This window comes from Ahrensia marina (assembly GCF_042140245.1).
Classification (GTDB): domain Bacteria; phylum Pseudomonadota; class Alphaproteobacteria; order Rhizobiales; family MH13; genus MH13.
In genome coordinates this window covers 710,213-736,254 of the sequence record NZ_CP159483.1, presented here as the reverse complement: position 1 = coordinate 736,254, position 26,042 = coordinate 710,213, and the positions used below count along the sequence as shown (strand labels likewise).

Sequence of the window (26,042 nt, the reverse complement as noted above, 5' to 3'; positions counted from 1 at the left end):
AGGGGCATTGATCACAAATATCGAACGATATGTTTGGCACAAAGGGGCCTCTCACCGCGCACAAACCTGCCTACTTCTTCGGTCATCATTTCCAAGCATTCATCGTTCATCCGGAGAAAACCCATGACACTCACCAAAGTCATCGCAGGTCTAGCCCTATCCACTGCCCTTATCGGTTCTGCTGCCGCTGAAGATCTTTCCATTGGGTCTGGTACCTATCAGTTGGATCCAACGCACGGGTCTTTGTTCTGGTCCGTCAACCACTTCGGTTTGTCGCAGTACACAGCGCGCATCAATACGTTCGAGGCCACCATCGAGCTTGATGCCGACGACATCAGCCAGTCCACGCTGACCGCCACCATCGATATGGCCAGCGTCGATACTGACTTTCCCAACCCAGATGCTCACGATTTCAACGCCGAACTACGTGGTGAGAACTGGCTGAACACCGATGCCTTCCCACAGGCAACCTTTGTTTCAACCGGTATCACCAAAACCGGTGATACGACCGCTGAGATCGAAGGTGATCTGACTTTCCTGGGTGTGACACTGCCCGTTACACTCGATACCACCCTGATCGGTAGCATGGGCAAACACCCGTTCGCCGACGGCGCAGCCTTCGGCATTCAAGCTGTCGGCACAATTGACCGCACTGAGTTTGGGTTCTCGACGTTTGCGCCAAACGTCGGTGCTGAAGTCACCATCGAGATCAACGCTGAGTTCATCGGCGACGCCTCGACGGCCAACCCCTCCTAAACAGCGCAAAGCGTCGGGCTGATCATCATGACGACCCTCCCTGTCGATAGCATCGATACGTCTGCAGCCCGGCGCTACACCACCGTCGCAATTGTCCTCCACTGGGTGATTGCTGCGGCGATTGCCTTTCAACTGATCGGCGGCAAGTGGATGGTGTCCGCCGGTGCAGCCGCAACGGGTTCTGTTTTCACGGTTTTTCAGATCCATAAGACCGTCGGCCTTACGATCTTAGCGCTCACTTTGGCGCGCATCATCTGGCGCGTGGCCAATCCGGCGCCCGCGCTGCCAGAGGGTATGAGCCGGTTTGAGCGTCTCGCTGCAAGTGTCACGCATCTCGGGTTTTACGCTTTCCTCATCGCTGTGCCGCTCTCAGGCTGGGCCATGGCATCGGTGTCGCCGACCGGAGTTCCGACCTTCTTTCTGCTTCTGGAAAGCCTGCCGTTCGCCCATTTGCCTTTGCTAGGCGATGCGGGCCTCACCGAACGTCATACCGCTGAGGCGTTTTTGAAAGGCGTGCATGACAATCTAGCGTTGGCGATGGGCTTGCTGATTGCACTGCACATCGCAGCCGCGCTGAAGCACCAGTTCATCGCCAAAGATAACTTGATCGCTCGCATGCTCATCTCTGCGCGAACCGCACCCAACTCCATCGCCAAGGCAAGTGTTGCTGGTTTGGCGGCTGCGGCATCGCTGATGTTTCTGATCGGTGGCATCGCATGGGGCATTAATCAAACCGTCAGCTATCAAACGGCGAGCACCGAGCCCAACGTCACTCAGAGCGATGCGCCAGCGCCAGATGGCGCTTGGGTGATCAATCACGAAGCATCGACGCTGGGTTTTACCATCACTTACACTGGCAATGCTGTTGAAGGCAGTATCGGTAGCTGGACAGGTGATGTGGTTTTCGATCCTGAGGATCTGGGCAATGCAAGCGCGGCAATCACCGTTGATATGACCAGCGTGACGCTCGGCGATGCCACTTTGCAGGCGCAATCATCGGGCGGTGACGGCTTCGATCTTGCCAATCATGCCACCGCTACCTACCAAGCCGATGGCTTTGATCGAATGGACGACGGTGGTTTCATCGCCAATGGAACGCTGACGTTACGCGGAACGACTGTGGATGTTCCTCTCACTTTCACGTTCGACGAGGCCGATGGGAGCGCGACCGTTGTCGGGCAAGGGTCTCTCAACCGCTTGGATTTCGGCATCGGCGCTGTGGGAGCTGCCAATGAGGCTTGGTTGCTCTACGATGTTTCCATTGCCTTTCAAATTTTCGCCACACGTCCCTAAAAGTCATGTCTCGTCTTTGAAACCGGTTGTCTTGCGACGGTGGCGAGAAAACACGCTATTGGCGTTGCAGCATTTGACCAATCCTGTCATCTCCCTGTCATTCTGACGCGTAGGAAATTGCGCAGTGTTTCTTGGCTCACCAAAGGATGCCCGTTTCGTGACGCCTTCCCGGTATTCCAATCATGAGCCATCAGCGCCGAGTCCGGCCCGACAGTCGTTTCTCTCCAAAGTGATGGATGAAGGTCGGTTTTTGCGTCAATGGGCTGGCAATCCGCTTGCCATCGGCGCCATAACACCTTCTGGCCCACAGCTCGCACGTGCCATGGCGAGTTACCTTGACCCAGAACGCGCTGGACCTGTGGTTGAACTTGGCCCGGGAACCGGTGTGGTGACGCAGGCCATTCTAGAGCGCGGGATCGCGCCGGAAAACCTTACATCCATTGAGTATTGCAACACCTTTGCCGGTTTGTTGCGGACCCGGTTTCCAGACATCAAGGTCGTGCAGGGTGATGCCTATGATTTGGCAACAAGTCTCGGCGATCATGAGCCTCTGGCAGGTCTTGTTTCCAGCCTTCCGTTGTTCACTAGCCCAAGTGAAAAACGACGCGCCCTGATCCTCAGTGCTTTGGATCGCTTGGTGCCCGGCGCACCCTTCATTCAGTTTTCTTATGCTCTGGTCCCGCCTGTGCGCGAGGAGGCCGGGTTGTTTTCACTCTCCAGAAGTGGCTGGATCTGGAACAATGTGCCGCCGGCGCGCGTTTGGGTTTATCGCAAAGCCTCCCCCTAAAACCCCCAAAGGCCCCATATGTCCGCTGTCAAACTTCTCATTTTTTCAGGATCGACCCGTCAAGGGTCCCACAACACCAAGCTCGCCACGGCGGTTTCAGCCCTGGCGCGCGATCTAGGAGCCGACGTTACGCATATCTCGCTCTCGGACTACTTAGCCCCTTTGTTTGATCCCGACTGGGAAAAAGAAAATGGTGTCCCGCAGACCATCATCGATTTGGGCGCGCTGATGACCGATGCTGATGCAGCCTTCATTGCCTCACCGGAATACAATTCCGGGCAGACGCCGCTGCTGAAAAACACCATTGATTGGCTGAGCCGCCTGAAACCGCACCCCTTTAAGGAAACTCTGTTTTCTTTGGGCGGTGCATCTCCTGGCGCTATGGGCGGTATCCGCGGCATGTTTTCCTTGCGGACCACTTTGGTCGGTCTCAATGCCATTGTGATGCCTGAGCAGTTAACGGTCGGTGGTGCAGCGTCCGCCTTCAATGACGATGGCAGCTTTGCCAATGAACGCTCGGCTGACTTTGCGAACGTGCAACTCGCAAGGACATTGGACGTTGCAAGAAAGCTACGCGCATGAGGGGTAATCTCAGTGCAAAGGATCGGTTGGCGGTTGCCCTAGACGTAACGGGGCGTGACGCCGCCATGCGCATGCTGGATCTGGTGAGCGATGAGGTTGGTGTCATCAAGATTGGCCACCGACTGGCCTATTCCGGTGGTTTTGGCTTGATCGAAGAGCTGGCCAAGGCAGGCAAACAAGTTTTCGCCGATCTCAAGCTGCTGGACATCGATCAGACGGTTGCAGAAGGCGCCCGCAGCGTGGCGGCCACTGGCGCGGCCTATTTGACAGTTCATGCCTATCCAAAGGCCATGCATGCTGCGGTTGAGGCGCTTGGAGCTGATCCAACCATGAGGTTGCTGGGCGTCACGGTGCTCACCTCGATGGACGATGAAGATTTGCAAGAAGCAGGATACGCCGTCCCGGCCGATCAACTGGTGATGACGCGCGCATTGCAGGCCCAACAAGCAAGCATGCCCGGGCTTATCTGCTCGGCTTTGGAAGCATCGTCTTTGCGGGCCGCACTTGGACCAAACATGCTTTTGGTCACGCCGGGCATTCGGTTTGCTGGTGGCGAGGCGGGTGACCAAAAACGTGTCGTCACACCGCAAAAGGCCATCGCCGATGGCGCGGATATTCTCGTTATGGGTCGGCCGATTACAGCAGCAGATGATCCCAGAGCCGCTGCGCGCCGTGCAGTTGAGGAGATTGAGGCAGGCCTTGCCGAGCGAGGCTAGCATTCGTGCCATCACTGCTGACGATCTTTCATCGCTTGCCGCCCTCGGGCTCGATCAAACAGTGGCTATGCGTGCCATGGCGCAGGATATGGGCTGGGTGCTTGCCGATGGCGAGACTTTTGTGGGTGCCGCAACTGCTTATCTGGCCGATGGCACCGTGTTTCTTGATAACGTTGTTGGTGATGAGCGCGCCCAACTCGCCCTGATTGATCACGCCTTAGCCTACGCACGCTGGAGTTACGCTCCGGCCCTCACTGTACTTGAAGGCTCGCACAGCGAGGCCCTTCAGGTTCTTGGTTTCGTTGGCATTGACCCTGAACGATTGCCACCAGGTCTTCGCGATGCGGCTGGCGACACCAAAGTTTTGATGCGTCGGCTTTGATAGGCCACCGACAGTTGCACGCAGGCGTTGCGCTGGGCTAGATGCGGACAACGCAGAGGAGGCGAACAAGTGGCAGACGTGCGCATCGCAGTTGTTGGAGCTTCGGGTCGGATGGGCAAGGCATTGATTGCCGCCATTCTTGACACTGATGGCGCTACACTCAGCGGTGCTATTGAGCGCGAAGGCGCAGCAGCGCTTGGCCAGGATGCTGGGAGCTTGGTTGGTCAGCCCTCTATGGGAATCGCGCTCACCGACGACCCCCTGCCTGTTTTTGCCGCAAGTGACGCTGTATTGGATTTCACGGCGCCCGAGGCAACACTCCACTATGCCGAATTGGCCGCGCAGGCCCGCATCGTGCACGTGATCGGCACTACCGGTATGAGCGAAGATGACGACCAAAAACTCAACGCCGCCGCGCGCCATGCAGCCATCATCAAATCGGGCAACATGAGCCTTGGCGTTAATTTATTAGCCGTCTTGGTAAAACAGGCCGCGAAAGCGCTAAGCGCTGATTTCGATATCGAAGTTTTGGAGATGCACCACAAAGCCAAGGTGGACGCGCCCTCCGGTACCGCCCTGTTGCTGGGGGAATCGGCTGCCGATGGCCGGGGCTTGAACCTTCAAGAAGATGGGGTGTTTACCCGCCATGGCATCACGGGGCCACGACCTGAGGGTGCCATCGGTTTTGCGACAATGCGCGGTGGTTCAGTGGTTGGCGATCATTCGGTGCTGTTTGCTGGCCCGGCTGAGAGGATCACGCTTTCGCATCACGCCGAAGATCGCAGCCTGTTTGCCCGTGGCGCTGTGAAAGCTGCATTGTGGGGTTACGGAAAAAAACCAGGTCGCTACACCATGCAAGATGTTCTTGGTCTTGCAGACTCAAACTAATTATCCGGCAAAGGAAAAACCTTATGGAACGCCTTCTCGTCCTGGTCCGTCACGGACAAAGCGAATGGAACCTGAAAAACCTTTTCACCGGTTGGAAGAACCCTGACCTAACCGAACAAGGTGTGAAAGAGGCCCGCACGGCCGGGCAAACGCTCAAAGAAATGAAGCTTGAGTTTGACGAGGCCTTCACCTCGGATCTGCTGCGCGCCCAAAAAACGCTGGACCTGATGCAGGAAGAGATGGGCACCGATCTGCCGATCACCCGCGACCAGGCGCTGAACGAGCGTGACTACGGCGATTTGACGGGCATGAACAAGGATGAGGCACGCAAACAGTTCGGTGAGGAGCAGGTGCATATCTGGCGCCGTTCATTCGACGTACCTCCACCAGGCGGTGAAAGCCTGAAAATGACAGCTGAGCGGGTGCTTCCCTACTTCGATACGGAGATTTTACCGCGTGTCTTGGCAGGCAAGCGCATCTTGGTCTCCGCACATGGCAATTCACTGCGTGCCCTGATCATGCAATTGGAGGGTTTGACCCCTGAGCAGATCTTGAAGCGTGAACTGGGCACCGGCACACCCATCATCTACCGCTTGGACGAAGAAGGTGGCATCGTCGAGAAGATCGATCTGGCGGAGTAGCGCTCCAAGTTCCCGATAAGCGCTTTGCGCGACCGGGACCTTAAAAACAGACCATGAAAAGCCCCGGATTCTGTCCGGGGCTTGGTGTTTGGTTCTACTCAAACAACTCAGTCTGTGCTTCTGGCTTAACCTTACCAATGCTTGCCGCTTCCCAGCCGAGCATTGCGCGCTTGCGGGTCAAGCCCCAATGGTACCCCGTGAGAGCGCCGGTAGACCCAACGGCCCGATGGCAGGGCACAACGAACGAAATCGGGTTCTTGCCCACAGCAGCGCCAACGGCACGTGACGCCTTGTGCCGACCTATCGAATCAGCAAGCTTTCCATAGGTCGTGATGCCTCCAAGTGGGATCGACAGAAGCGTCTCCCACACCTGTACCTCGAAGTCTGTCCCGATCAGCGTAATACGCAGCGGAGTGTCCGCTTGCCAGTGCGTCGGGTCAAAAATGCGCCGCGCGGTCAATGCTGTTTTTTCAGGCGTGCTCACATAGTGGGCATTGGGCCATCGCCCAGCCATATCTTCAAAGGTTTCAGTCTCTTGGCCGGGGTCACAAAAGGCCAAACCCACCAAACCATGCTCGGTTTCCATCACCAAGGCGGTGCCAAAAGGCGACGGATGGAACCCATAATCGATTTGCAAACCTGCACCTTTGGCGCGGTAGGCGCCCGGTGGCATGGCGTGATGGGTCACAAAAAGGTCGTGCAGACGGCCGGGCCCGGAGAGCCCAGTGTCCAATGCCGCGTCCAAAACGGGCTCGCCATGCTCCAAAAGCATCTTGGCCTTATCGAGCGTGACGGCTTGCAGAAAGGCCTTGGGTGTGAGCCCGGCAAAGGCGCGAAATTTTCGCGTTAGAATGGCTGGGTGCTCGCCAACAGCCCTAGCAATCGTATCGATGTCTGGCTGATCGAGATAGCGCTCTGAGATGTAGGCAATCGCCGCGCGCACGCCATCATAGGCATCGCATCGCTCTTCATAGGGCGCTGTCATTGCTGGTTGAAGGGGAGCGGGTGTGGTGTTTGTCTGTAGCATCATGGTGCCAGTCTTACCCAAAGCAGGAGGTGGCGACACCCGAAACCGGACCGGAACTGTGGAGTGTCAGGCTGGCGCGCCGCGTTTCAGCCGCGCCAGAACCTCGCCAAGAGCGTTGGCAAAGCTTTCCTTATCATCGGGGTTCATGAACGCCCCAACTGGCACTTGTTTGCCCTTGCTTTCCAACTTGATGGCCAGCACGCGTTCCTCTTCTTCGTCATAGGCCGTTTTCAGCCGTGTCCAGACAGGATGCAATTGATCAACCGATACCCGACCCCACGGACTGACCCGTCTGATGGTGAGCAGGTCAGGGGTAACAGTCACTTCCTCATAGGCCCGGCCTGAGCGATAGGAGAGGTGAAAGGCCAGAAAAACAATCGTGACATCAAGGATCAGGAACGCCACAATGGGCCAAGCACCGATGGCCAGGAACATGAGCCCGGTGGAGATGGTCAGGCCTCCAATTAGCAGCATCAGCAAGACGAACCCATTTCTGGGCAGCGAGCGATGTGGCGTCAAACGCGCAGCAAACAGCGGCTCTTCATCTTTCAGGTTCGTGATCGGGTTGTTGTCACTCATGGCTCTCTATAGGACTGAAACCATGGATTGGATGACCGGTTCGGGCACCAATTGAATGTGACAAAGCAACGCTGCATTTGAGGGTCATGGCTTCAAAATCTTCCAAACCTGCTCCAAAAAAACGTGTTGGCCGTACGCGCCTGAAGCGAGAAGAGATAGAGCAGCTGTTCGCCGCATTCCATGCCATCGAGCCTGAGCCTAAGGGCGAGCTTGAGCATGTGAATGCTTACACGCTTCTTGTGGCGGTCGTGCTTTCTGCCCAAGCCACCGATGCTGGCGTGAACAAAGCAACGCGCGGCCTTTTCTCCAGAGCTGACACGCCAGAGGCTATGCTGGCACTGGGCGAAGATGCCGTCCGCGAACAGGTCAAAACAATCGGTCTTTACAAAGGCAAAGCCAAAAATGTGATGGCCTTGTCCAAGCGTCTTCTTGATGAGCACCCAGAGCTTGCGCCCGGCGATGTGCCCGAAGATCGCGATTATCTGGAAAGCTTACCCGGTGTTGGACGCAAGACCGCCAATGTGGTGATGAACATGGCGTTCGGCCACCACACCAATGCTGTGGACACCCATGTGTTTCGTGTTTCCAACCGCACAGGCTTGGCGCCGGGCAAAACCGTGGATGCGGTTGAAGCTATCTTGGATCGCGTGGTGCCCGAGCAGTATGGCCTGCACGCGCATCACTGGCTCATCTTGCACGGCCGCTATCTTTGCAAAGCACGAACACCTGAGTGCTGGCGTTGCCCGGTGATCGATATCTGTAAGTTCAAGGACAAGGTGCCCAATCCAGCCGATACGCCGAAGAAAAAGGCAAGATCAGCCAAAGCGGCTTAGTGTGCTGTGCCAGGTATTGCCGTCAGCGTGGTGAGCACAGCCGTTGTTACAAAAATCAACGCAAAACCAACAGCTTCCCAACCAATAGAGCGGCGTAGTTTTGCGGCTGATCCGAAGGTTCCAGCAAGCATTGTAGGAACGATTGCGCGCCGGTTTTTCAGCGCCAGAGCAAGCAGGCCTGTGACAATCACGAGCTTGATGGCAAGCATCCAGCCATAGGGCGACGTCAGAAGCGCAGAGACTGGGTCGATGCGCAGAACCGTGAACAGCGTGCCAGCGACCAGCAATGTTGGAACCACGAGCATCGCTTGATTGCCGAACCGATGGGCGAGGTCAGCCGCATTGCCCGGTGTTGAAAGGCGTGTTGCCTGATGAAGCGGCCAAAGGGCGCCAATCCAAAAGCTGATGCCCAGTACGTGAAGCATGATAGCGGCTGACAACACCAAGCGCGGATCCGCAGTCGCGTGGCCGGAAAGGGCAAAAGAGGCGGCAACCAACAGAGCGCCAAGCAACGTACCTGGCACCTTGAGCACTGGTACAGCCAAAGCAAGACCAATCAGCACCAATCCGACAAGGCGAGCAGCTGCCGCATGACCAAGTGGTCCATCAACAACCAAGTTCAACGCGAACGGGTCAACCATACCGGCCAACCCATCATCCATCAGATATCCAGCTTGAAGCAGAACAAAGAGGGCCGTGGCCATAGCCCCGATGGCTCCGGCGATCAGTCCAGCGCGCCGCGCCTCTGCCGCAACGCTGGGTTCAGGGCGAAGGGCTACCAAAAAAAGCGCTGATCCAGCAGCTACCAAACTGCCGCCATAGATCAGCGTCTTGGCGGCAACAGCCAGAACGCCCCAAAGGTCGGCCTCCATCGCTTTGCCTAGTTGCCGGTAACCGTGAAGGAGAAGCTGCCATTCACCGCATGGCCGTCAGCGCTCATTGCGCGCCATTCTACCGTGTAGAGCCCTGGACCAAGATCGGGTGCGTCCAAATGGGTCATGTCCATCGCTTCGCCAGGAGGCATGAGGCGGGTTTCTTGCGTTTCACCCTCATTGCTGTGGACTAGTTCAACCCGGGTCAGTGTTGCTGGCTCATCAAATTGGATCATCACCTCGCTCGGCGCTGCATCGAGTGAAGCTCCATCCTCCGGCACGGTGGCTTCCTTCGTGGAGTGAGCCAACGCGCTACCGAGCCCGAGAATGCTTGCGAGCAACAAACTGCCGAGAAAACGAACCATCATCTTTCCTTTGTTGGTATCAGAAATCAGCCGACCAGGCACGCAACGTCAAGCATGAGGAGCGCGTTCTGCTTGCGAGATGCTCTTATGCAGATGCACCATCAATGCGGTTGCAAACAAAGGGGTCAACAGGTTGATGATGGGGATGGCAACAAGCCCCGCGATCACCAATCCAGCCAGGAACACTCGTCCACCATGACGGCGGCGCAGGGCTTTCACCTCTGATTTTGGGCGAAACCGCAGCGCGGCAAGTTCAAAATACTCTCGACCCAGCAAATAGCCGTTCGCAATCAAAAAGATGATGGCGTTGATACCAGGCACCAGCAACAGCATCAAAGCGCCAAGGTTCACCACGATCACCACCAATGTGAAGCCAATCGCCTCTTTCAACGCCATCAGCATCGGCAAAGGACGACCGGTTGGCTCTCCCGGATAGTGTGTGGCTTCCACCACTTCGGCGATGTCATCAAGGAAGAGGCTGGCGACCAGCGCGGTAACAGGTACCACCAGGAAAACCGCCCCGACCAATAAGGCAACGCCTGAAATGACCTGCACCAGGTCATCAAGCCATCCGCGCTCCAGCGTGACAAAGGTATCGATCAGCCATTCCAGACCAAACCACACAGCGATCAACGCAAGGATTGTCAGGCCGAGTGACTTGAACAGCACGCCGCGAAACGGGGGTGAAAGAACATCACGGGCGGCTTGGCGCACAAGAGCAAACATTGCAGGCAGGGTTTCCGGTGATTGTGGGCAATGGCTTGGCTGAGATAGGCAGTTGATGGTGCCTTCACAATGGTCCAAGAGGGTCTTCGGAGATTTTACCCTTTTCTACAGCCCGCCGTGAAAGCCATCCATGACCAACACGCCCCTTGCTTCACCACGCTATGACGTGGTTGCCATTGGCAACGCCATTTTCGACATTCTTGCGCATGTGGAAGACGATTTTCTGGTGCATGAGAAGCTCGCCAAGGGCTCCATGCGTTTGGTTGATGTTACCGAGTTGGCGCGACTCTACAATCGTATTGGACAGGCCACGCGTATGTCGGGTGGGTCAGCTGGCAACACAGCTGCTGCCATCGCATCGTATGGCGGCAAGGCCGCCTACATCGGCAAAGTCTCCGATGATGACAATGGTCGCGCCTATGCCCACGATATGCGCGGAATTGGCGTGTTTTTTGATGTCTCGCCGCTGCCGCGCACCCAGGATGTGCGCACGGCAACGTCCATTATTTTGGTCACCCCCGATGGCGAGCGCACAATGAACACCTCGCTGGCGGCCTGCCAGGAGCTGACGGTTGATGATATCGATATCGACCTCATCCGCGATTCTGCCATCACCTATATGGAAGGCTATCTTTGGGATCCGGCCAAGGCGAAGGAGGCATTTCGCCTAGCAGCCCAGATTGCCAAAGAAGCCGGGCGCAAGGTGGCGCTCACGCTGTCAGATTCATTCTGTGTTGATCGCTATCGCGGTGAATTCCTTGACCTGATGCGAACCGGCAAAGTCGACACGTTGTTTGCCAATGAGCATGAGCTGCGCTCCCTTTATGAAACCGCTGACCTGCCGACAGCTTTGGATGCTCTGGCCAAGGATGCCGAACTGGGCGTGGTGACGCTGGGCGAAAACGGGTCAATCACGGTATCAGGTGATCAACGCATCGAGGTTGGCACACCGAAGGTGGATGACATCACCGACCTGACGGGCGCTGGAGATGTGTTTGCTGGCGGCTATCTTTATGGGCTTGCCAATCAGATGCCGCTTTCCACATGCGCTGAGCTGGGCCATTTGGCAGCTGCCCATGTCATCGCACAAATGGGCCCGCGTCCGCAGACCTCGCTGAAACAATTGGCGTTTGACGCTGGGATCTTGGTGGAGGGCTGACACGTGTCCATCAAGCCCAAGCCTGGTTCTTCGATGGCGCGCGTTGTCGATGCAGCTGAAGCGATGGGCCTGCCCATCACGCTGAAAACGATGGACCAATCCACCCGTACAGCTGAAGAGGCCGCTGCCGCGTGCCGATGCACGGTTGGTCAAATCGTCAAATCATTGGTTTTTCGCGATAGGGAGCGCGATGCCCTGGTGCTGATGTTGGTCAGCGGTCAACACAATGCTGATCTCGACCACATTGCACAAACGTATGGGCCAAAACTGGAACGCGCTGATACCCGCCGGGTGCGTGATGAGACCGGCTTCGCAATCGGTGGTGTGGCACCGATTGGCCATAAGCAAACACTGCCGATTTATATGGACGAGGCACTGCTGACATATTCTGAAGTGTGGGCGGCCGCTGGCCGCCCTGACAGCGTGTTTTGCACCGATCCAAAAGCGCTTGGGGCAGCGATCAACGCCACACACATTGCAGTGCGCAAAGACTAACCCCGCTCGTCCTTTGGGCTTCCCATAACGAAGTAGCTTGTTATCGACGCCACCTGTTCCACGGTGCCCAGCACTTCGGTGTGGAAGTATTTGTAGGCCGCAAGGTCGGCGACTTCCACATGGAGAAGGTACTCAATGGTGCCTGAAACATTGTGGCACTCGCGCACCTCACGCGCTGTCTTCATGGCACGCTCAAATGCGTCCTGGTCTGCCTTAAGGTGGCGCGAGAGGCCAACAGCCACATAAACCTTCAGGCCACGACCAAGCTTGCTGCGATCGAGCACCGCACGATAGCCTTTGATGACACCGGATTCTTCAAGCGCTTGCACACGCCTCAGGCAAGCCGATTGGGATAGGCCAACCTTGTCGGCCAGAGCTGTGTTGGAAAGCCGTCCATCCAGTTCCAAAGCGCGCAAGATCGTGTGATCCATTTCATCTAACATGGTGAAATCTTGCTCATTCGTGATCCAAAACACAAGAAAAGCAAACTTCTTGCGAGGAAAAGTCAATAGCTTTGTGTGGCTATGACCGATCTGATCCTCACTCTTGCCGCTTTTGCTTTTCTGTCTGCGGGTACGCCTGGCCCGAACAATGTGATGCTGATGACCTCTGGCATGAACTATGGGTTCCGCCGTTCTCTCGGCCACATCACCGGTGTTGCCTATGGCTTTCCGTTGATGATTGTGGCGGTCGGTCTTGGCCTCTCGCAGCTTTTCGCCTTGGTCCCGTTGCTAGAGCTAGCGCTGAAATACATCTGCGCAGCTTATCTGATCTATCTGGCCTATAAGATCGCCACCGCCCGACCCAAGATTGCTCAAAGCGGCGACTTGGAAGTTTCCGGCAAGCCGCTCACATTTCTGCAGGCGGCCGCTTTTCAGTGGGTGAACCCCAAAGCCTGGGTTATGGCGACGACGGCGCTGACGGTCTACGCTTTGCCGCTCTCAAGCACGGTCAACGCCTTTGCGGTGGCGGCTGTTTTTGCCTTCGCCGGCACGTTCACCGCCACGGGTTGGACAGCGCTGGGTGACTATCTGCGCCTTTTCTTTTCCGATCCAACACGCTTGCGCGCTTTCAATGTCGTGGCCGCGATCTTACTGCTTGCCACGTTGATCCCGGTTTTCTGGCCAAACGTGCTTTAGCGCTCACGCGGGGGACCTTCAGCTGGTCTGGTAAGGACTGTCTCTATCTCTTCTATTGCGGACGCAGGCAGCGGACCGAAATCCAGGGCTCTTGCATTGTGCGTGGCTTGCTCGACGGTGCGAGCCCCTGGGATCGGAACTGTGTTGGGAGATTTGGCAAGCAGCCAACCCAAGGCCCCTTGTGTAGGGGAGCGACCCCCAACAGTTAGCAGATCGCGCACGGCCTCCAGCATCGCCACGAAGCTCGGCTCTACTTTCCCGTCTTTGAAATAGTCCATCCAGCCAAAACTGTTATGGCGGATATCATCGGGCGCCATGGATTGGCCAGCGGTGAATTTTCCGGTCAACAGGCCCATTGCGAGCGGTGATCGATTGAAACTGAGAAGACCATGTTGGCGGGTCACATCCATCATGGATGGCGCGTCAAAGAAGACGTTCATCGCGTGCTGAACAGCGACAAAACCCTCACGTTTGGCCATGGCACGGGCGCTTTGTGGAAAATCAGTCGACCAGCCATAAGCGCTTATGATGCCTCGTGTTCGCGCATCCTCAAGCGCATCGAACAAGGGGGCAGCGAGCTGTGGCGGCAGGCTGTTGAGATGCAAGAACACGAGGTCGAGCACATCGCGATCAAGCCTCTTGCGAGACGCATCGAGCGCCATCTCTACATCGGCCGCATCAGTGCGTTCACCGATCACCTGCTTGCTTGTTTCATCAAAACCAATCCCGAACTTGGTTGAAATCACGACATCGTCGCGACCTTTAAGCGCTTGACCAAGCAGGCGTTCAGAGTGCCCCGCGCCATAAACATCGGCCGTATCGAACAGCCGAATGCCTGCCTCATAGCTTGCTTCGATCGCAGCCAGTGATCGAGCATCATCAGTGTTGGCGTAACCGAGCGGACCGTCCCCGGCGAAGAACGGCCCACCAATGGCCCAGCACCCCATGCCGACACGTGATTTGGGTTCAAAACGCATGATTGTCGGCCTCTTTTGCGGCGACCAGCTGTCGGTATTGCATCTCTATTGCTTTATCCTATACCTATGCACATCGTTGCACTATCGTGACAATAGATTTGAAAAACGATAGAAAAGAATAGATTAGCCTTTTCAAATTTGAAAAGAGAAGATAATTCAATGAACTGGGATGACCTTCTCGCGTTCTTGATGGTTGCTCGTCACGGCGGCTTATCGGGGGCCGCACGGGCCTTGAAAACCAGCCCGGCCACGCTTGGCCGCCGTATGGATCGTTTGGAACAAGCTCTCGGCGCACGTCTGTTTGAACGCTCGGGAAAAGGCTACACGGTCACGGATGATGGCAAAGCGCTTGTCGTGCGAGCTGAAGCGATGGAAGAGGCCGCGCTTGGCGTTGATCGGTGGCGCGCCGGGCTGCAAGAGGCCCAAACCGTGCGACTCTCGGCAGGCAGCTGGATGAGCTTCTTTTTCGCTCACCGAATTGAGGCTTTGGTGGGTCCGCGTGACCCGTTTCGCCTTGATTTTGTCAGCGGTGAAGCTCAGCTGGATATTGCTCGCCGGGAGGCTGATATCGGCATTCGCAATGCACGTCCCGTCGAGGCCGGCCTCGCCGGAAAGGCCTTGGGTGAGTTTGCCTTTGCGGCCTATCGAGCACGGCAGAGCACAGTAAACAGGTGGATACGCAGCGCGGCCAACACACCATCGGCACGCTGGGTGGAGAGCCACCATGCCAACGAGATAGCGGTGGAAGCGAACAGCCCCCGCCTGGTGATGGATCTTTGTGAGGCAGGCGCTGGTCTTGCCGTTTTGCCGTGTTTTGTGGGCGACATGAATTCACGCTTAGAGCGGGCGTCCGGACCGATTGAAGCCCTCACCCACCGGCAATGGTTGGTGCTTCACCACGAAACCCGCCACCAGCGACACATTCGTCTGGTGGTGCGAAGGCTCGAAGCATTGCTCCAGGAAAACCGCGAGCTGTTCGGCTGGGGCCAGATCCGCACTTAAGAGAACGTTGCGACTGAACTCTTCTACCAGCGATGGTGGACGAGTGGTGCGATGCGTTCCTGATACAGTGCCCGCACACTTTGCATGGTTGTCGCGCTAAGAGGCTCAAGGCTGCTGGCAGCCGCGTTGGCCGTGGCTTGTTCGGGCCTGCGGGCACCTGGGATGACCACGGACACCGTGTCTTCCATCAAGATCCATTTCAGTGCGAACTGTGCCATCGTCGCGCCACCTGGTACCAGTGCGCGAAGTTCCTCCACGGCACCCAAGGCAACGTCAAAAGGCACACCGGCAAACGTCTCCCCGACATCAAAGGCCTCACCATGACGGTTGAATGCGCGGTGATCATCCTGCGCGAACTGTGTGTCAGCTGTAATCTTGCCAGTCAGCATACCGCTTGCCAGCGGCACCCGGACGATAACGGCGACGTTGCGCTTCTTGGCTTCAGCGAAGAACAGATCTGCCGGTCGTTGGCGAAAGATGTTGTAGATGATCTGGACCGACGCAACGCCTTCATAGTCCAGCGCTTTCAGACCTTCTTCGACCTTTTCAACTGAAACCCCATAGTGCTTCAGCTTGCCTGCACGAACCAACTCGTCCAGGCCGCCAAACATTTCAGGCTGATAATAAACATCGGTTGGCGGACAATGCAGTTGAACCAGATCCAGACAATCAACGCCCAAATTCATCAAGCTGCGATCAACAAAGGCTTCGATGTTGGCTTTGGTGTATCCTGACGCGATATGCGGATCGAGCCGCCGCCCGGCTTTGGTTGCAACGACAGGCCGTGAGCCCGATCGCTCGGCCAACACGTCACGGATCAGGCGCTCTGAGCGACCATCACCATAAACATCGGCCGTATCGAGAAACGTAACGCCAGCATCAAGGCCTGTGTGAAGTGCGGCTTTGGCTTCACTATCATCAACATCACCCCACGAGCCGCCAATAGCCCAGGCGCCGAAGCCGATCTCGGAGACTGGCCAACCGGTTTTGCCAAAGGTACGCGTGGATAGGGTCATGGAGGCATGGTCCTTGTTGGGCGAGGGGATCTTGGAAACCAGTATGGAGCTTTCATGGCCGAGTTTGACCCGGCCATGAAGGCTTAGATATCCAAGTTTCCAACAGTCAGCGCATTGTCCTGAATAAAGGCGCGGCGCGGATCGACATCATCGCCCATCAGGTCAGAGAAGATCCCATCGGCCTCATCGGCTTCTTTGATCTTCACTTGCAGAAGAGTGCGCACATTGGGGTCGAGTGTCGTTTCCCAAAGTTGATCGGGATTCATCTCGCCCAGACCTTTGTAGCGCTGAAGCGACACACCTTTGCGGCCCATCTCCATCAGCGCGGCCACCAGTGCTCGCGGTCCGCGGATATGCAATTCGGTGTCCTTGCGCCGAAGCACAGCTGCTTTCCCATAGATCTCTTGCAGATGCGTGGCAAAGCCGTCCAAACGCAAAGCATCAGCACTATCAAGCAATGCCGTATCAATGGTCACCACATCGGTGACGCCGCGCAATGTGCGGGTAAAGCGCAAATCGCCAGTGTCAAGGCGCCTGCCTTCCCAGCCCTTTTCAAACTCATCGGCCAGAATATCGATCCGCCGCGCGACATAGGCGGCAGCCTCTTCAGCCTGCTCAGCGTTGGAAAGCAGAGCAGCATTCAGCGCACCAGCGATGGCGGCTTGCTCCACCACGTCACGGTTGTAGCGGTGATGTAGCCCGTCCAGAACGGAATTGATCCGTCGCGCCTCATTGACGGTGGCTAGAAGATCTTGGCCGGAGAGAACTTCCCCTGACGCAAGCGTAAGGCTTGCGCCCTCCAAACCGCCGTCCAGCAAATAGTCCTGCAAGGCTGCTTCGTCTTTCAGATATTGCTCAGAATTGCCGCGCTTCATTTTGTAAAGCGGCGGCTGCGCAATATAGAGGTGCCCACGTTCTATCAACTCTCGCATTTGGCGGAAGAAGAAGGTGAGTAGCAGCGTGCGGATGTGCGAACCGTCCACGTCAGCATCGGTCATGATGATGATCTTGTGGTAGCGCAGCTTGTCCGGGTTGAATTCTTCAGCCCCAATGCCCGTGCCCAGCGCGGTGATCAGCGTGCCGATCTCATTGGATGACAGCATCTTGTCAAAGCGCGCTCGCTCAACATTCAGGATCTTACCGCGCAGCGGCAGCACAGCTTGAAAATCGCGCACACGGCCCTGTTTGGCTGAACCGCCAGCGGAGTCACCCTCCACGAGGAAAAGCTCAGACTTAGCCGGATCGCGTTCCTGGCAATCGGCAAGCTTGCCTGGCAGGGAAGCCACGTCGAGCGCGCCTTTGCGGCGGGTCAGTTCGCGAGCTTTGCGCGCCGCCTCGCGGGCCGCAGCGGCTTCAATAACCTTCGACACGATGCTCTTGGCGTGGGCCGGATTTTCTTCAAACCAGATGGAAAGCGACTGATTGAGCACGTTCTCAACCACGGGACGCACTTCGGAGGAAACCAGCTTGTCCTTGGTCTGCGAGGAGAACTTCGGGTCTGGCACTTTCACTGAAAGCACAGCAGTAAGGCCCTCGCGGCAATCATCACCGGTTGGGTTCACCTTCTCTTTTTTTGTGAGGCCTGACGCATCCGCATAACCTGTCACCTGACGCGTTAGCGCCGCGCGGAAGCCTGCTAGATGGGTGCCACCATCGCGTTGCGGAATGTTGTTGGTGAAGCAGAGCACATTCTCGTGGTAGCTGTCGTTCCACCACATCGCCACTTCCACTGTGATGCCGTCTTTCTCCGCCGTCACGAAGATCGGTGCTTCCAACACGGGCTTCTTCTTGCGATCCAGGAAGGCAACAAACTCCTTCAGGCCGCCTTCATATTCCAGCGTCACAACGCGATCTTCCACACCGCGCTTGTCGGACAGCAAGATCTTCACGCCGGAGTTCAAGAACGCCAACTCGCGCAGGCGGTGCTCTAAGGTGTCGAACGAAAATTCAATGTTCGTGAAAGTGTCTGGGGACGGTGTGAACGTCACTTCAGTGCCGGTCTGTCCACCGGCATTGCCAACTGTTTTCAACGGCCCATCGGACACGCCATGCGAAAACGACATCCAGTGTTCCTGGCCAGCGCGCCAAATGCGCAGTTCCAGTTTGGTGGAAAGCGCATTCACGACCGAAACACCCACGCCATGCAGGCCGCCGGAGACCTTGTAGGAGTTCTGGTCAAACTTTCCGCCCGCATGTAGCTGGGTCATGATCACTTCAGCGGCAGAAATGCCTTCTTCGGTGTGGATATCGGTCGGAATACCGCGTCCATCGTCCCGCACCGTCACCGATCCATCGGCGTTGAGCGCAACTGTGACTTCACTTGCATGGCCAGCAAGAGCCTCATCGATGGCGTTGTCGACCACCTCATAGACCATGTGATGCAGACCAGACCCATCGTCGGTGTCACCAATGTACATGCCAGGGCGCTTACGCACCGCATCCAAGCCTTTGAGAACCTTAATGGAATCGGCGCCATAGTCGGCGCCATTGGCCACTTCAGGATCATCGGATGAGGTCGGTTCACCAGCGGGCGTATCGGTCAAGGTGAAATCCTTTGGTCATGGTCGATAAGGCGTATCGGAAAAAGGGCGCTAAACCCGGAGAATCACTCTGGTTTTTATATCACCAAAGGAGCGGGAAAAGCGAACCGCTGGGCGGCATTCGTTCACAGCTTCATATGGGGATGAGGATGCAGGAATCCCAGGGCGAAACTCTGTTCTGAAGTCGCTTCAGTATAGTTGTTTTTAACGGCTGTGCTCTGTCGCAAGCGACAACCGCTTCAGCGCGTGCTCACCGGCCCATTTGCCCGTGGCAAGACATCCGGTGATCAAATAGCCGCCGGTCGGGGCTTCCCAATCCAGCATTTCTCCCGCGCAGAACACGCCTGGCTGGTTACGCAGCATAAGCCCCTCATCAACAGCATCCCACGCAACGCCGCCTGCTACAGAGATCGCTTCATCCAAGGGTCGCGGACCTTGATGAACAATCGGCAAACGCTTGATCAAGCGCGCCAACTCGTCTGGGTCATTGGGCAAAGGTCTCCCAAACTCCATCAACAACGCGCGCTTCACAGGACCAAGTTTCAGAGCTTTGCGCAAATGGTTGGCCATGCTGTTGCCGCCACGCGCCTTGGAAAGACGCAGAGCCGCCTGCTCATGCTTGGTAGCGGGTAGGAGATCAAGATGCAGTGGCGCGCCATCGCGCACAGCCCGTGAAACGGCGTAGATACCGCTGCCCTCCAAACCATGTTTGGAAACCACACACTCTCCGACAATCCGCTCCTCACCCGCAACAAAGGCAACGCTCTTCACTGGTGTGCCAAAGTGCGGCTCCATGTGTGAGGACCACTCAACCGACAAACCCATGTTGGCTGGCTTAAATGGGGTGACTACTACGCTATGATCGGCCAGGATATTGGTCCAAGCTCCATCAGAGCCGAGCCGTGACCAGCTCGCTCCGCCAAGGGCGAGAACCGTGATGTCCGCGTGCAGAGTTCTGAAGGCCTTCTGGTGTTTCGAAGTGCAGATTTTTCAGGGACTCGCAGGCTCCGTTCCCGTCGGAACGATCGCTTGGGTCCTCGACTTCTTGAAACCCTATCCATCGCCAACGGGTTCGTACCTCCACATCTTTTTCGGCCAGGCGCGCCAGCCAAGCACGCAACAGTGGAGACGCTTTCATCGCTTTGGGAAACACGCGACCGGACGACCCGGTAAAGACCTCCTGGCCGAGATCGCGTGTGAACCGCTTCACCGCACTGGGGCCCATCCCAGCCAACATAGGTGCCATCTGTGGTGCTGCTTCATAGAACCCGCGCAGAAAGGCCGCATCCGGCTCGTCTTTGGTGAGGTTGAGGCCGGACTTACCGGCCATCAAAAACTTCCGACCGACGGATGGCTTTGCGTCAACAAGTATGACCTTTACGTCCGCGTCAGCTATGACATCGGCAGCCATGAGCCCAGCCGGACCGGATCCAACTACTACCGCAACAGGTCGAGACTGGGTGTTAGGCATCATCCGGGTGTCGCATCATCGCGCTTAGGGGTGTTGTTTCAAGGCCGAGGCCAGCCTCCGCAACCCCATCGGCAGCGCGAAGACGCACATCGTCGGGTTTGTTCTGTGACAGTTTCCACGTGCCATCGATATGCGCCACATCAAGCATCACGGGCACGATTTGCCGCTGCATCTTGGTGTAGATGTCCTGGTTCATCTTGTCAGATGTCCATGGCGTCTTCGGCAGCAACTTGGTTTCCTGATGCGCTGAAAGCCGCGTCAACACGCCATGCAGATCCTCTTGCGGCAAACGCCTCAGCGTGCCGCGGACGTGGACAGCGACATAGTTCCAGGTCGGCACCTGATCATCGACAGCGTACCAATCCGGCGACACATAGGCATCACCGCCTGAGACCGCCACCACAGCAGCCAGAGGCGTTTCCAACGCGCGCACAATGGGGTTGGAGCGCACCAGATGCAGTTCGGCTTGAGAACCATCATCGCTGAGCACCAGAGGGATATGACTCATCAGTGGTCCGTCATCGGCATTGACAGCCAAGACACCGAAAGCCCGCTCACGGACAAAGGCGATGTTGCGGGCGGTGCCCGGCTTGCGAAAAGTGCGGTTGGGATGCATGGCAACAGGTCTCAGGGTGAGGCTTGATCCGAGGGGACCAGCAGGACGCGGCGTTTGTGCCTCAAAACACGCCCAAAAAATGGCCGAGACCTCGGTTTCAGGACCTTAGAGGCTTTGCACGAAGCGACGGGCCTCATCGGCGAGCTCTTCGCAAGCATCCGGCCGGTGACAGGGAACAGCAATCCATTCGCGCATTGTACGCCGCTTCTCGCCCTCCCCCATCGTCATCCGCTCACCAACACCATCGCTGACCAATTCATCAATGCGTTCTTTGGGAAGCTTCATCACAATCGTATCACCGGTTGCGAATGCAAAACCCTTGCCGGCAACGCGAAGCGCCTCAGCGTGAAGCATCTTGCCGATGTCCACTTGCGGCTTGTCGCGTTGCTGGCTGATGAGTCTGGAAAACACAGCCTTTGCGGTTTCGCTAACGCCCATGGCTGATGCCTACTGCCCTGGTGAGGCCGACGACCCAGCCAGAATGCCACCGTCGATGGTGAGCTCCGTGCCAGTCATGAAGGTGGCTTCGTCCGATGCCAAGAGAACGCACAAAGCGGCAACCTCTTCAGGTCTTCCGAAACGGTGCAAAGGTGTGCCTTGTGCAACCTTCTTCTTCTTCTCCTCAGCCTCATCGCCATGACCAATCATGGTGTCCCAAATGTCGGTCCAAACGGCGGCTGGGTGAACGGAGTTGCAGCGAATTTGCAGGCCTTCCTGAGCGCAGTGCAGGGCAACGGTCTTGGTGTGGTTGCGGATGGCAGCTTTAGACGACGCATAGGCTGCAGCGCCTGGAACCCCAACAATACCTGAGCGCGACGACATGTTGATGATCGAGCCTTTGCCATCATTTTTGCGCATCGCTTTGATGGCGTACCGACAGCCAAGAAACGTACCATCAAGGTTCACAGCATGAACACGCCGCCAATCGACCAGATGCGTACGTTCAGGGTCATGATGCTCATCCCCACGCTCATGGCCTGTGATGCCTGCATTGTTCACCAGGACGTCGATCACCGGATAGCGCTCTTCCAAAGCGCGCCAATCTTCTTCATCAGCGACATCGAGATGAAAGTAGTCAGCGCCAATCTCCTTGGCGAAGGCTTCGCCAACAGCATCATTGACATCCGTCACCACCACATTGGCGTTTTCAGCGGCGTAGGCACGGGCAATGGCCGCACCAATGCCTTTGGCGGCGCCGGTTACAATACAGGTTTTATCGATCAATCGGTTCATCAGGTCTCCGTCACATAGCGATAGGTTTGAGGAATTGGTGTTCGAAACTCGGTTTGTCCCAGTCTGCCTTTTCAGCCGCGCCGTCATAGACACTTTGAAGAAAGCTCAGAATGGCGGTTTGCGGATCGCTTTCAGCACGCATTGCCTCATAGGTGAGGACGGCCAACGCACCGTTGCGATCCACCCATTGCGCTGATGTTGGCTGAAGCGCGACCGTGTTCAATCCGGCAGGTTCCGGATAGGCGTAGGCATAAAAAGCTGCGTGAGGAAACGCATCATCGCCGGGCCAGAACCCGAAAGAGATAACCTCATGCGAATAGGCTTCCTTGTCCGATGCTGTCCCACCTTCCAACGGTGCGGCTTTGCCGGAAAAACGGGTCGTCACAAGATCGAACGAGTGCCAGTAAAGTTGCACCGGTGTCTGCTTGCCGACAAAGCGTGAGCGGAAGGTCTCAAACACGGAGGCAATGGCGCACAAAGCACGCCAAAACTGTGTGACTGCCGTCCCATCATAAGTGCGCTTCGCGTGATCGTTCGGGAAAGGCGTGGTTGACTTGTTCTCGTACGGCTTGGCGACAATCACCACGTCGATATCAAGCGTTTGAAGCGCTTCGAACAGGGCGTTGTAGAACTGCGCAACCGTCTTGGCTGTTCCATCCGGGCCCGTCACCGCAAAGGCTTTTTGCCCGCCATCATTGGTGGTGACGTGCACAACATGATCAACCATATCGTAGTCGATCTGAAAGGATCGTCCCTGATAGGGTATTCGACCCGTCGTCAGTCCGCGCGTGTCGAGATAAAGCGTGACGTGCCACCAATGGTTCAGCTTGGGATGCGCCTTCATGCGCACCTTACCAATGATCTGCAAAAACAGGTGCAGCGTGTCGCGGGTCTCGACCCAATCGCCATACGGCAGTGGCGGATAAAGGTCGTCAGCGCTCATCGGTCAGTCCTTCTGCGGTAGATCATCGGTGGTGGCGTAATAATCGCCCTTATCTGCGACAAAGATATGTTTCTCCAACCGCAGACCCGTTGGGCTGTTGAGCGATCCTAAGGAGAAGGACGTTTTGCCTTCGCCATCCAAAGCCCAAAAAAGGAAGGATCCGCAGGCCGAGCAAAAGCCGCGCTTGGCCGTCGGCGATGATCGATACCAGGAGAGGGTGTCACCAGTGATGATGAGATCGTCATCCTTGCACTGAGCCGAGGCCCATTGATGGCCTGATTGGCGTCGGCACTGGGTGCAATGGCAAACCGAAAAACTCTCCGACGGGCCTTGCATTTGGTAGTGGATCGAACCGCAAAGGCATTGGCCCTGCAATGTTTTTCCCGATGAAGGTGCGCCTTTAGAAGCCTGGCTCATCGTGTGGCGACGAGGCCTGCCGCTCCGGCCAGACCAACCGCACAGGCCTTGTTGATACGGCTCATGCCAAATGTGCCCAGCAGCGCGCCACGTGCCCGATCAAACACCAATGCATAAACCATCAACACCGCTGGCAGGCAGGTGGCAATCACCAGGCCAATCTCGATAAAGCCCAAAGTGGTGAGCGTTGCCAAATCCACCACAGTTGGCAGGATGGCGAGGAAAAACACCATGGTTTTGGGGTTGGACAGAGTCAGAGCCAACCCAGCCAGCAGCATCGACCCATTGGTATCAGCTGAGAGTTTGGGCGCTTTCGCATTTGGGTCAGCAGGCGCGGTCCAAAGCTTGTAAGCAAGATAGAGCAAATAGGCGACACCGGCATATTTGATCACCAGGAACACCCCTTGCATGGTCTGCGCGATCACCGCCAGACCCGCTGCCGCGAGCGTGAACCAAACAAGATCACCAATCGCACAGCCAGCGATGAAGCCGACAACACCTTGCTTTCCACGTGCCAACACACGCGCCGTCAGGGCCAGAACGGCAGGTCCAGGGGAGGCGACGGCAGCAATGTAGATGCCGGCGAAGAGTGCAAGTGCGGTAAGGGTCATGGTTTCAATCCTACCGAAAGTGCGCCGCCAGACAATCAAAATCGGAAGTGATACCGATCCAAGAGCTGCGCTGAACAAAACTGTCCAGCGCAGCGCAGTCTCGGCTCTCAAGGAGCCGGGCTTTAGTGCCTGTCGGCAGGCTCAAACCATCCCAGATGCCGGAGGATCAGCCAGTCGAGAAGCAAGACAAGGATCAACGAGGCACCCATCAAAGGAAAGAGGATAGCCAGAACAACGATAAGAACACCAAGACCCCAGCCCACCGAAAAACGCTCCGGTACCTGGGGCACGCCCAGCGAACCTTTGGGACGTCGCATCCACCAGGCAACAAATCCGGAGACAGCCAGCAGGACGCCAAGCGTTGCCGCAATGAGGTTTTGCACCAGGTTCAGCGTCCCGTAGAGGCGACCCTCATGGAAGGCGATGCCGCCGGAAATCAATGCGGCCAATGTCGGATAATCCTCAAAGCCAACACGGCTGAGCACGGCGCCTGTGTACTGATCAATATGCACTTCCACCCGCTCCATCGGCACGTCTTGGCGTGAGCGAATGAAGTAGACACCATCGGCTCCACGCGGTGGGCGCACCTCTATCGGCCCTTCAACGCCCTGTGTTGCCGCCATCGCCAGGGCAGCTTCAACGCCAATCGGTGTGCCTTCACCGGCCGATGATCGGATCGGAGGGCCGCCAAAGGCGCGCGAGGGCGACTCTTGGTTTGTGAGGCTTTGAACCTGAGAAAGGCCACCGCCCCAAACATCTGTCCAAGGAAGGCCGGAGATTAGGATCGGTGTAATGAGGATCGCTGCAAAGATCCCAACCGTACGGTGGATGTCACGCCAAAACGCCCGGCCTCTTTGTGAGAAATCTGGCCATAGCGCACGTGCCAGCGAGCGGTTGCCACGCGGCCACCAGAGATAGACGCCTGTGATCAGCAGGACGACGGTCCAATGAGCTGCCAGTTCGACAACTTTGGTGCCGGTCGAGCCAAGCAGAAGCTCGCCGTGAAATTTCCGCACCATGCGCATCAATGTGGAGTCGCGCTCCTCCATCGCCAGAACGGTCGGCCCATAAGGGTTCACCCAAACATAAGAGCGCACCCGATCAGCGTCCTGTACTTCAAAGACGGTGGCGCGGGTTTCATCGGTGGGCAGAAGAAAGGATCGAATGCGTCCGCCATCAAGCTCTGCCTCGACGAGCGCGCTTTGCGCTTCAAAGCTTGCCGGCTCCCCGATAGGGGTCACGTTGAGGCGATCCTCGTAGATGACCTCTTCGATCTGGCGATCAAAGAGATAGATGCCGCCGGTCAGCGAGAGCATCGCCATGAAAGGCAGGACAAACAGGGCAGCGAAAAAGTGCCATTTCCAAACGGCGCGATAAAGGCCGCTGGCGCGCGGCGAGGCAGACGCGGAGGCGCCTGAAACAGTGATATCGGTCATGAGTCACCTGACAATAGGTCCGCAGCGCACGAATATGTTTGGCAGCGCTCGGACGATAACAAAATGTTGGAAATTCAGGCTGTCAGATGAGGGGGTGCACGCTGGCCAAGACTGGTCAGGAAGGTCAGTTCGTTGGGGCGGTCGGCATGCGCGACCGGCTGAAAAGCCGTTGAGCGCTTCTCAGCCAGCCAGGCCGGCTCTGGCGCTGTCGGCCCGATGGAAAGCGCAAAGCCAACGCAGCCCGGGCAATCCCGGCTCGGTTCTGTGCCATCGCCCAATGCGTTGATGCACAGCCACATCAGCGAGCCATCGACAAAACGCACGCCGCGCAGCCACTGGCCATCCGCGTTCTGTGTGGTGGAGATTTCATTGTCCAAGGCCACACCAAAAGCACCATGCGCTGAGCTATGGACAAGCGTTGAGGCGAGCAAACCCAACGTGAAAAGCAGGCAAACGGCCAGCCGAACATCAAAAAGGCGCAGAACTTGGAACATACGTTGGGCAAACCAGGCTTGCTGAGGCGATGCAAGTCTTACGTGC

32 protein-coding genes are annotated in these 26,042 nt (G+C 56.9%); 13 read left to right on the top strand and 19 right to left on the bottom strand.

The window, feature by feature from the left end; translation table 11 throughout:
- Positions 1-123 precede the first annotated feature (123 nt).
- The 8 genes from ABWH92_RS03605 to ABWH92_RS03570 all read left to right on the top strand — a co-directional run bounded on the left by ABWH92_RS03605 (position 124) and on the right by ABWH92_RS03570 (position 6,045).
- On the top strand, positions 124-756 hold the full coding sequence (locus ABWH92_RS03605; protein WP_375572221.1) for a YceI family protein: 633 nt from the start codon (positions 124-126) through the stop codon (positions 754-756).
- 27 nt (positions 757-783) lie between these two features.
- Positions 784-2,049, top strand: a complete 1,266-nt coding sequence (locus tag ABWH92_RS03600) for a cytochrome b/b6 domain-containing protein (RefSeq protein WP_375572219.1) — start codon at positions 784-786, stop codon at positions 2,047-2,049.
- A gap of 157 nt (positions 2,050-2,206) precedes the next feature.
- The gene (locus tag ABWH92_RS03595; RefSeq protein WP_375572218.1) at positions 2,207-2,836 is read left to right on the top strand and encodes a class I SAM-dependent methyltransferase; all 630 of its coding nucleotides are present in this window, start codon (positions 2,207-2,209) and stop codon (positions 2,834-2,836) included.
- Positions 2,837-2,854: 18 nt separating this feature from the next.
- Complete coding sequence (locus tag ABWH92_RS03590) at positions 2,855-3,418, top strand: NADPH-dependent FMN reductase (protein WP_375572216.1); 564 nt, start codon at positions 2,855-2,857, stop codon at positions 3,416-3,418.
- Positions 3,415-4,134 (top strand): orotidine-5'-phosphate decarboxylase, encoded by a 720-nt coding sequence (gene pyrF, locus ABWH92_RS03585; RefSeq protein ID WP_375572215.1) that lies wholly within the window; start codon positions 3,415-3,417, stop codon positions 4,132-4,134. Before ABWH92_RS03590 ends, pyrF begins: the two co-directional genes overlap by 4 nt.
- Entirely contained in the window at positions 4,118-4,516 is a 399-nt protein-coding gene (locus tag ABWH92_RS03580) for a hypothetical protein (RefSeq protein WP_375572213.1), read from the top strand. Before pyrF ends, ABWH92_RS03580 begins: the two co-directional genes overlap by 17 nt.
- A 78-nt stretch (positions 4,517-4,594) precedes the next feature.
- Complete coding sequence (gene dapB / locus ABWH92_RS03575) at positions 4,595-5,404, top strand: 4-hydroxy-tetrahydrodipicolinate reductase (protein ID WP_375574176.1); 810 nt, start codon at positions 4,595-4,597, stop codon at positions 5,402-5,404.
- A gap of 23 nt (positions 5,405-5,427) precedes the next feature.
- Positions 5,428-6,045, top strand: a complete 618-nt coding sequence (locus ABWH92_RS03570; protein WP_375572211.1) for a 2,3-bisphosphoglycerate-dependent phosphoglycerate mutase — start codon at positions 5,428-5,430, stop codon at positions 6,043-6,045.
- Positions 6,046-6,139: 94 nt separating this feature from the next.
- Here ABWH92_RS03570 and ABWH92_RS03565 read toward each other — a convergent pair whose 3' ends face one another.
- Entirely contained in the window at positions 6,140-7,030 is an 891-nt protein-coding gene (locus tag ABWH92_RS03565; protein WP_375574175.1) for a methylated-DNA--[protein]-cysteine S-methyltransferase, read from the bottom strand.
- A 108-nt stretch (positions 7,031-7,138) separates the two neighbouring features.
- Positions 7,139-7,651 (bottom strand): DUF2244 domain-containing protein, encoded by a 513-nt coding sequence (locus tag ABWH92_RS03560; RefSeq protein ID WP_375572209.1) that lies wholly within the window; start codon positions 7,649-7,651, stop codon positions 7,139-7,141.
- Between the two features lie 86 nt (positions 7,652-7,737).
- Between ABWH92_RS03560 and nth the strand changes: the two genes are divergently transcribed.
- Positions 7,738-8,484: an endonuclease III gene (gene nth / locus ABWH92_RS03555; RefSeq protein ID WP_375572207.1), complete on the top strand. Its 747-nt coding sequence runs from the start codon at positions 7,738-7,740 to the stop codon at positions 8,482-8,484.
- On the opposite strand, the gene ABWH92_RS03550 is transcribed toward nth, so the two are convergent.
- From ABWH92_RS03550 to ABWH92_RS03540, 3 genes are read right to left on the bottom strand one after another with little or no spacing between them, the layout of a single operon-like run.
- On the bottom strand, positions 8,481-9,356 hold the full coding sequence (locus ABWH92_RS03550; RefSeq protein ID WP_375572205.1) for a copper resistance D family protein: 876 nt from the start codon (positions 9,354-9,356) through the stop codon (positions 8,481-8,483). The two genes, nth and ABWH92_RS03550, sit on opposite strands and share 4 nt — an antisense overlap.
- Before the next feature lie 8 nt (positions 9,357-9,364).
- Complete coding sequence (locus ABWH92_RS03545; RefSeq protein WP_375572204.1) at positions 9,365-9,724, bottom strand: copper resistance protein CopC; 360 nt, start codon at positions 9,722-9,724, stop codon at positions 9,365-9,367.
- Positions 9,725-9,769: 45 nt separating this feature from the next.
- A complete protein-coding gene (locus ABWH92_RS03540) occupies positions 9,770-10,447 on the bottom strand; it encodes a sulfate transporter family protein (RefSeq protein ID WP_375572202.1) in 678 nt (225 codons plus the stop codon).
- Between the two features lie 130 nt (positions 10,448-10,577).
- Between ABWH92_RS03540 and ABWH92_RS03535 the strand changes: the two genes are divergently transcribed.
- Both ABWH92_RS03535 and ABWH92_RS03530 read left to right on the top strand, forming a co-directional pair.
- Positions 10,578-11,606: an adenosine kinase gene (locus ABWH92_RS03535; RefSeq protein WP_375572200.1), complete on the top strand. Its 1,029-nt coding sequence runs from the start codon at positions 10,578-10,580 to the stop codon at positions 11,604-11,606.
- 3 nt (positions 11,607-11,609) lie between these two features.
- The gene (locus tag ABWH92_RS03530) at positions 11,610-12,101 is read left to right on the top strand and encodes a YbaK/EbsC family protein (RefSeq protein ID WP_375572198.1); all 492 of its coding nucleotides are present in this window, start codon (positions 11,610-11,612) and stop codon (positions 12,099-12,101) included.
- Here the strand turns inward: ABWH92_RS03530 and ABWH92_RS03525 are convergent.
- On the bottom strand, positions 12,098-12,544 hold the full coding sequence (locus ABWH92_RS03525) for an Lrp/AsnC family transcriptional regulator (RefSeq protein WP_375572197.1): 447 nt from the start codon (positions 12,542-12,544) through the stop codon (positions 12,098-12,100). The genes ABWH92_RS03530 and ABWH92_RS03525 overlap by 4 nt on opposite strands.
- Before the next feature lie 81 nt (positions 12,545-12,625).
- Here ABWH92_RS03525 and ABWH92_RS03520 point away from each other — a divergent pair, with 81 nt between their 5' ends.
- Positions 12,626-13,240: a LysE family translocator gene (locus tag ABWH92_RS03520; RefSeq protein ID WP_375572195.1), complete on the top strand. Its 615-nt coding sequence runs from the start codon at positions 12,626-12,628 to the stop codon at positions 13,238-13,240.
- Here the strand turns inward: ABWH92_RS03520 and ABWH92_RS03515 are convergent.
- Entirely contained in the window at positions 13,237-14,217 is a 981-nt protein-coding gene (locus ABWH92_RS03515; protein WP_375572193.1) for an aldo/keto reductase, read from the bottom strand. The two genes, ABWH92_RS03520 and ABWH92_RS03515, sit on opposite strands and share 4 nt — an antisense overlap.
- 159 nt (positions 14,218-14,376) lie before the next feature.
- Between ABWH92_RS03515 and ABWH92_RS03510 the strand changes: the two genes are divergently transcribed.
- Positions 14,377-15,219 (top strand): LysR family transcriptional regulator, encoded by an 843-nt coding sequence (locus ABWH92_RS03510; protein ID WP_375572191.1) that lies wholly within the window; start codon positions 14,377-14,379, stop codon positions 15,217-15,219.
- Positions 15,220-15,242: 23 nt separating this feature from the next.
- Here the strand turns inward: ABWH92_RS03510 and ABWH92_RS03505 are convergent, their stop codons facing one another.
- From ABWH92_RS03505 to ABWH92_RS03450, 12 genes are all read right to left on the bottom strand, one after another.
- Positions 15,243-16,235: an aldo/keto reductase gene (locus tag ABWH92_RS03505; protein WP_375572189.1), complete on the bottom strand. Its 993-nt coding sequence runs from the start codon at positions 16,233-16,235 to the stop codon at positions 15,243-15,245.
- Between the two features lie 83 nt (positions 16,236-16,318).
- Positions 16,319-18,778: a DNA topoisomerase (ATP-hydrolyzing) subunit B gene (gene gyrB, locus ABWH92_RS03500; protein WP_375572187.1), complete on the bottom strand. Its 2,460-nt coding sequence runs from the start codon at positions 18,776-18,778 to the stop codon at positions 16,319-16,321.
- 201 nt (positions 18,779-18,979) lie between these two features.
- A complete protein-coding gene (locus tag ABWH92_RS03495) occupies positions 18,980-19,714 on the bottom strand; it encodes a TIGR03862 family flavoprotein (protein ID WP_375574174.1) in 735 nt (244 codons plus the stop codon).
- Positions 19,665-20,186 (bottom strand): NAD(P)/FAD-dependent oxidoreductase, encoded by a 522-nt coding sequence (locus tag ABWH92_RS03490; RefSeq protein ID WP_375572185.1) that lies wholly within the window; start codon positions 20,184-20,186, stop codon positions 19,665-19,667. The genes ABWH92_RS03495 and ABWH92_RS03490 overlap by 50 nt, the downstream gene beginning before the upstream one ends.
- Before the next feature lie 52 nt (positions 20,187-20,238).
- Entirely contained in the window at positions 20,239-20,862 is a 624-nt protein-coding gene (locus tag ABWH92_RS03485) for an FMN-binding negative transcriptional regulator (protein WP_375572183.1), read from the bottom strand.
- Positions 20,863-20,967: 105 nt separating this feature from the next.
- The gene (locus tag ABWH92_RS03480) at positions 20,968-21,300 is read right to left on the bottom strand and encodes a hypothetical protein (protein WP_375572181.1); all 333 of its coding nucleotides are present in this window, start codon (positions 21,298-21,300) and stop codon (positions 20,968-20,970) included.
- A 9-nt stretch (positions 21,301-21,309) separates the two neighbouring features.
- Complete coding sequence (locus tag ABWH92_RS03475; protein WP_375572180.1) at positions 21,310-22,095, bottom strand: SDR family oxidoreductase; 786 nt, start codon at positions 22,093-22,095, stop codon at positions 21,310-21,312.
- 10 nt (positions 22,096-22,105) lie between these two features.
- Positions 22,106-23,038, bottom strand: coding sequence for a DUF5996 family protein (locus ABWH92_RS03470; protein WP_375572178.1), 933 nt, complete (start codon positions 23,036-23,038; stop codon positions 22,106-22,108).
- A 3-nt stretch (positions 23,039-23,041) separates the two neighbouring features.
- A complete protein-coding gene (locus tag ABWH92_RS03465) occupies positions 23,042-23,455 on the bottom strand; it encodes a GFA family protein (RefSeq protein ID WP_375572176.1) in 414 nt (137 codons plus the stop codon).
- Positions 23,452-24,066, bottom strand: coding sequence for a LysE family translocator (locus ABWH92_RS03460; RefSeq protein WP_375572174.1), 615 nt, complete (start codon positions 24,064-24,066; stop codon positions 23,452-23,454). Before ABWH92_RS03460 ends, ABWH92_RS03465 begins: the two co-directional genes overlap by 4 nt.
- A 122-nt stretch (positions 24,067-24,188) precedes the next feature.
- Entirely contained in the window at positions 24,189-25,502 is a 1,314-nt protein-coding gene (locus ABWH92_RS03455; protein WP_375572172.1) for a PepSY-associated TM helix domain-containing protein, read from the bottom strand.
- Positions 25,503-25,576: 74 nt separating this feature from the next.
- Positions 25,577-25,996, bottom strand: coding sequence for a hypothetical protein (locus ABWH92_RS03450; protein WP_375572171.1), 420 nt, complete (start codon positions 25,994-25,996; stop codon positions 25,577-25,579).
- Positions 25,997-26,042 lie beyond the last annotated feature (46 nt).

Coding starts and splice junctions, on each gene's coding strand:
- ABWH92_RS03475 (WP_375572180.1), bottom strand. CDS start 22,095: ATGAACCGATTGATCGATAAAACCTGTATTGTAACCGGCGCCGCCAAA.
- ABWH92_RS03565 (WP_375574175.1), bottom strand. CDS start 7,030: ATGACAGCGCCCTATGAAGAGCGATGCGATGCCTATGATGGCGTGCGC.
- ABWH92_RS03535 (WP_375572200.1), top strand. CDS start 10,578: ATGACCAACACGCCCCTTGCTTCACCACGCTATGACGTGGTTGCCATT.
- nth (WP_375572207.1), top strand. CDS start 7,738: ATGGCTTCAAAATCTTCCAAACCTGCTCCAAAAAAACGTGTTGGCCGT.
- ABWH92_RS03560 (WP_375572209.1), bottom strand. CDS start 7,651: ATGAGTGACAACAACCCGATCACGAACCTGAAAGATGAAGAGCCGCTG.
- ABWH92_RS03460 (WP_375572174.1), bottom strand. CDS start 24,066: ATGACCCTTACCGCACTTGCACTCTTCGCCGGCATCTACATTGCTGCC.
- ABWH92_RS03570 (WP_375572211.1), top strand. CDS start 5,428: ATGGAACGCCTTCTCGTCCTGGTCCGTCACGGACAAAGCGAATGGAAC.
- ABWH92_RS03510 (WP_375572191.1), top strand. CDS start 14,377: ATGAACTGGGATGACCTTCTCGCGTTCTTGATGGTTGCTCGTCACGGC.
- ABWH92_RS03600 (WP_375572219.1), top strand. CDS start 784: ATGACGACCCTCCCTGTCGATAGCATCGATACGTCTGCAGCCCGGCGC.
- ABWH92_RS03545 (WP_375572204.1), bottom strand. CDS start 9,724: ATGATGGTTCGTTTTCTCGGCAGTTTGTTGCTCGCAAGCATTCTCGGG.
- ABWH92_RS03505 (WP_375572189.1), bottom strand. CDS start 16,235: ATGACCCTATCCACGCGTACCTTTGGCAAAACCGGTTGGCCAGTCTCC.
- ABWH92_RS03455 (WP_375572172.1), bottom strand. CDS start 25,502: ATGACCGATATCACTGTTTCAGGCGCCTCCGCGTCTGCCTCGCCGCGC.
- ABWH92_RS03525 (WP_375572197.1), bottom strand. CDS start 12,544: ATGTTAGATGAAATGGATCACACGATCTTGCGCGCTTTGGAACTGGAT.
- pyrF (WP_375572215.1), top strand. CDS start 3,415: ATGAGGGGTAATCTCAGTGCAAAGGATCGGTTGGCGGTTGCCCTAGAC.
- ABWH92_RS03480 (WP_375572181.1), bottom strand. CDS start 21,300: ATGGGCGTTAGCGAAACCGCAAAGGCTGTGTTTTCCAGACTCATCAGC.
- ABWH92_RS03470 (WP_375572178.1), bottom strand. CDS start 23,038: ATGAGCGCTGACGACCTTTATCCGCCACTGCCGTATGGCGATTGGGTC.
- ABWH92_RS03550 (WP_375572205.1), bottom strand. CDS start 9,356: ATGGAGGCCGACCTTTGGGGCGTTCTGGCTGTTGCCGCCAAGACGCTG.
- ABWH92_RS03590 (WP_375572216.1), top strand. CDS start 2,855: ATGTCCGCTGTCAAACTTCTCATTTTTTCAGGATCGACCCGTCAAGGG.
- ABWH92_RS03490 (WP_375572185.1), bottom strand. CDS start 20,186: ATGGCTGCCGATGTCATAGCTGACGCGGACGTAAAGGTCATACTTGTT.
- ABWH92_RS03515 (WP_375572193.1), bottom strand. CDS start 14,217: ATGCGTTTTGAACCCAAATCACGTGTCGGCATGGGGTGCTGGGCCATT.
- ABWH92_RS03465 (WP_375572176.1), bottom strand. CDS start 23,455: ATGAGCCAGGCTTCTAAAGGCGCACCTTCATCGGGAAAAACATTGCAG.
- ABWH92_RS03605 (WP_375572221.1), top strand. CDS start 124: ATGACACTCACCAAAGTCATCGCAGGTCTAGCCCTATCCACTGCCCTT.
- ABWH92_RS03450 (WP_375572171.1), bottom strand. CDS start 25,996: ATGTTCCAAGTTCTGCGCCTTTTTGATGTTCGGCTGGCCGTTTGCCTG.
- ABWH92_RS03540 (WP_375572202.1), bottom strand. CDS start 10,447: ATGTTTGCTCTTGTGCGCCAAGCCGCCCGTGATGTTCTTTCACCCCCG.
- ABWH92_RS03485 (WP_375572183.1), bottom strand. CDS start 20,862: ATGCATCCCAACCGCACTTTTCGCAAGCCGGGCACCGCCCGCAACATC.
- ABWH92_RS03520 (WP_375572195.1), top strand. CDS start 12,626: ATGACCGATCTGATCCTCACTCTTGCCGCTTTTGCTTTTCTGTCTGCG.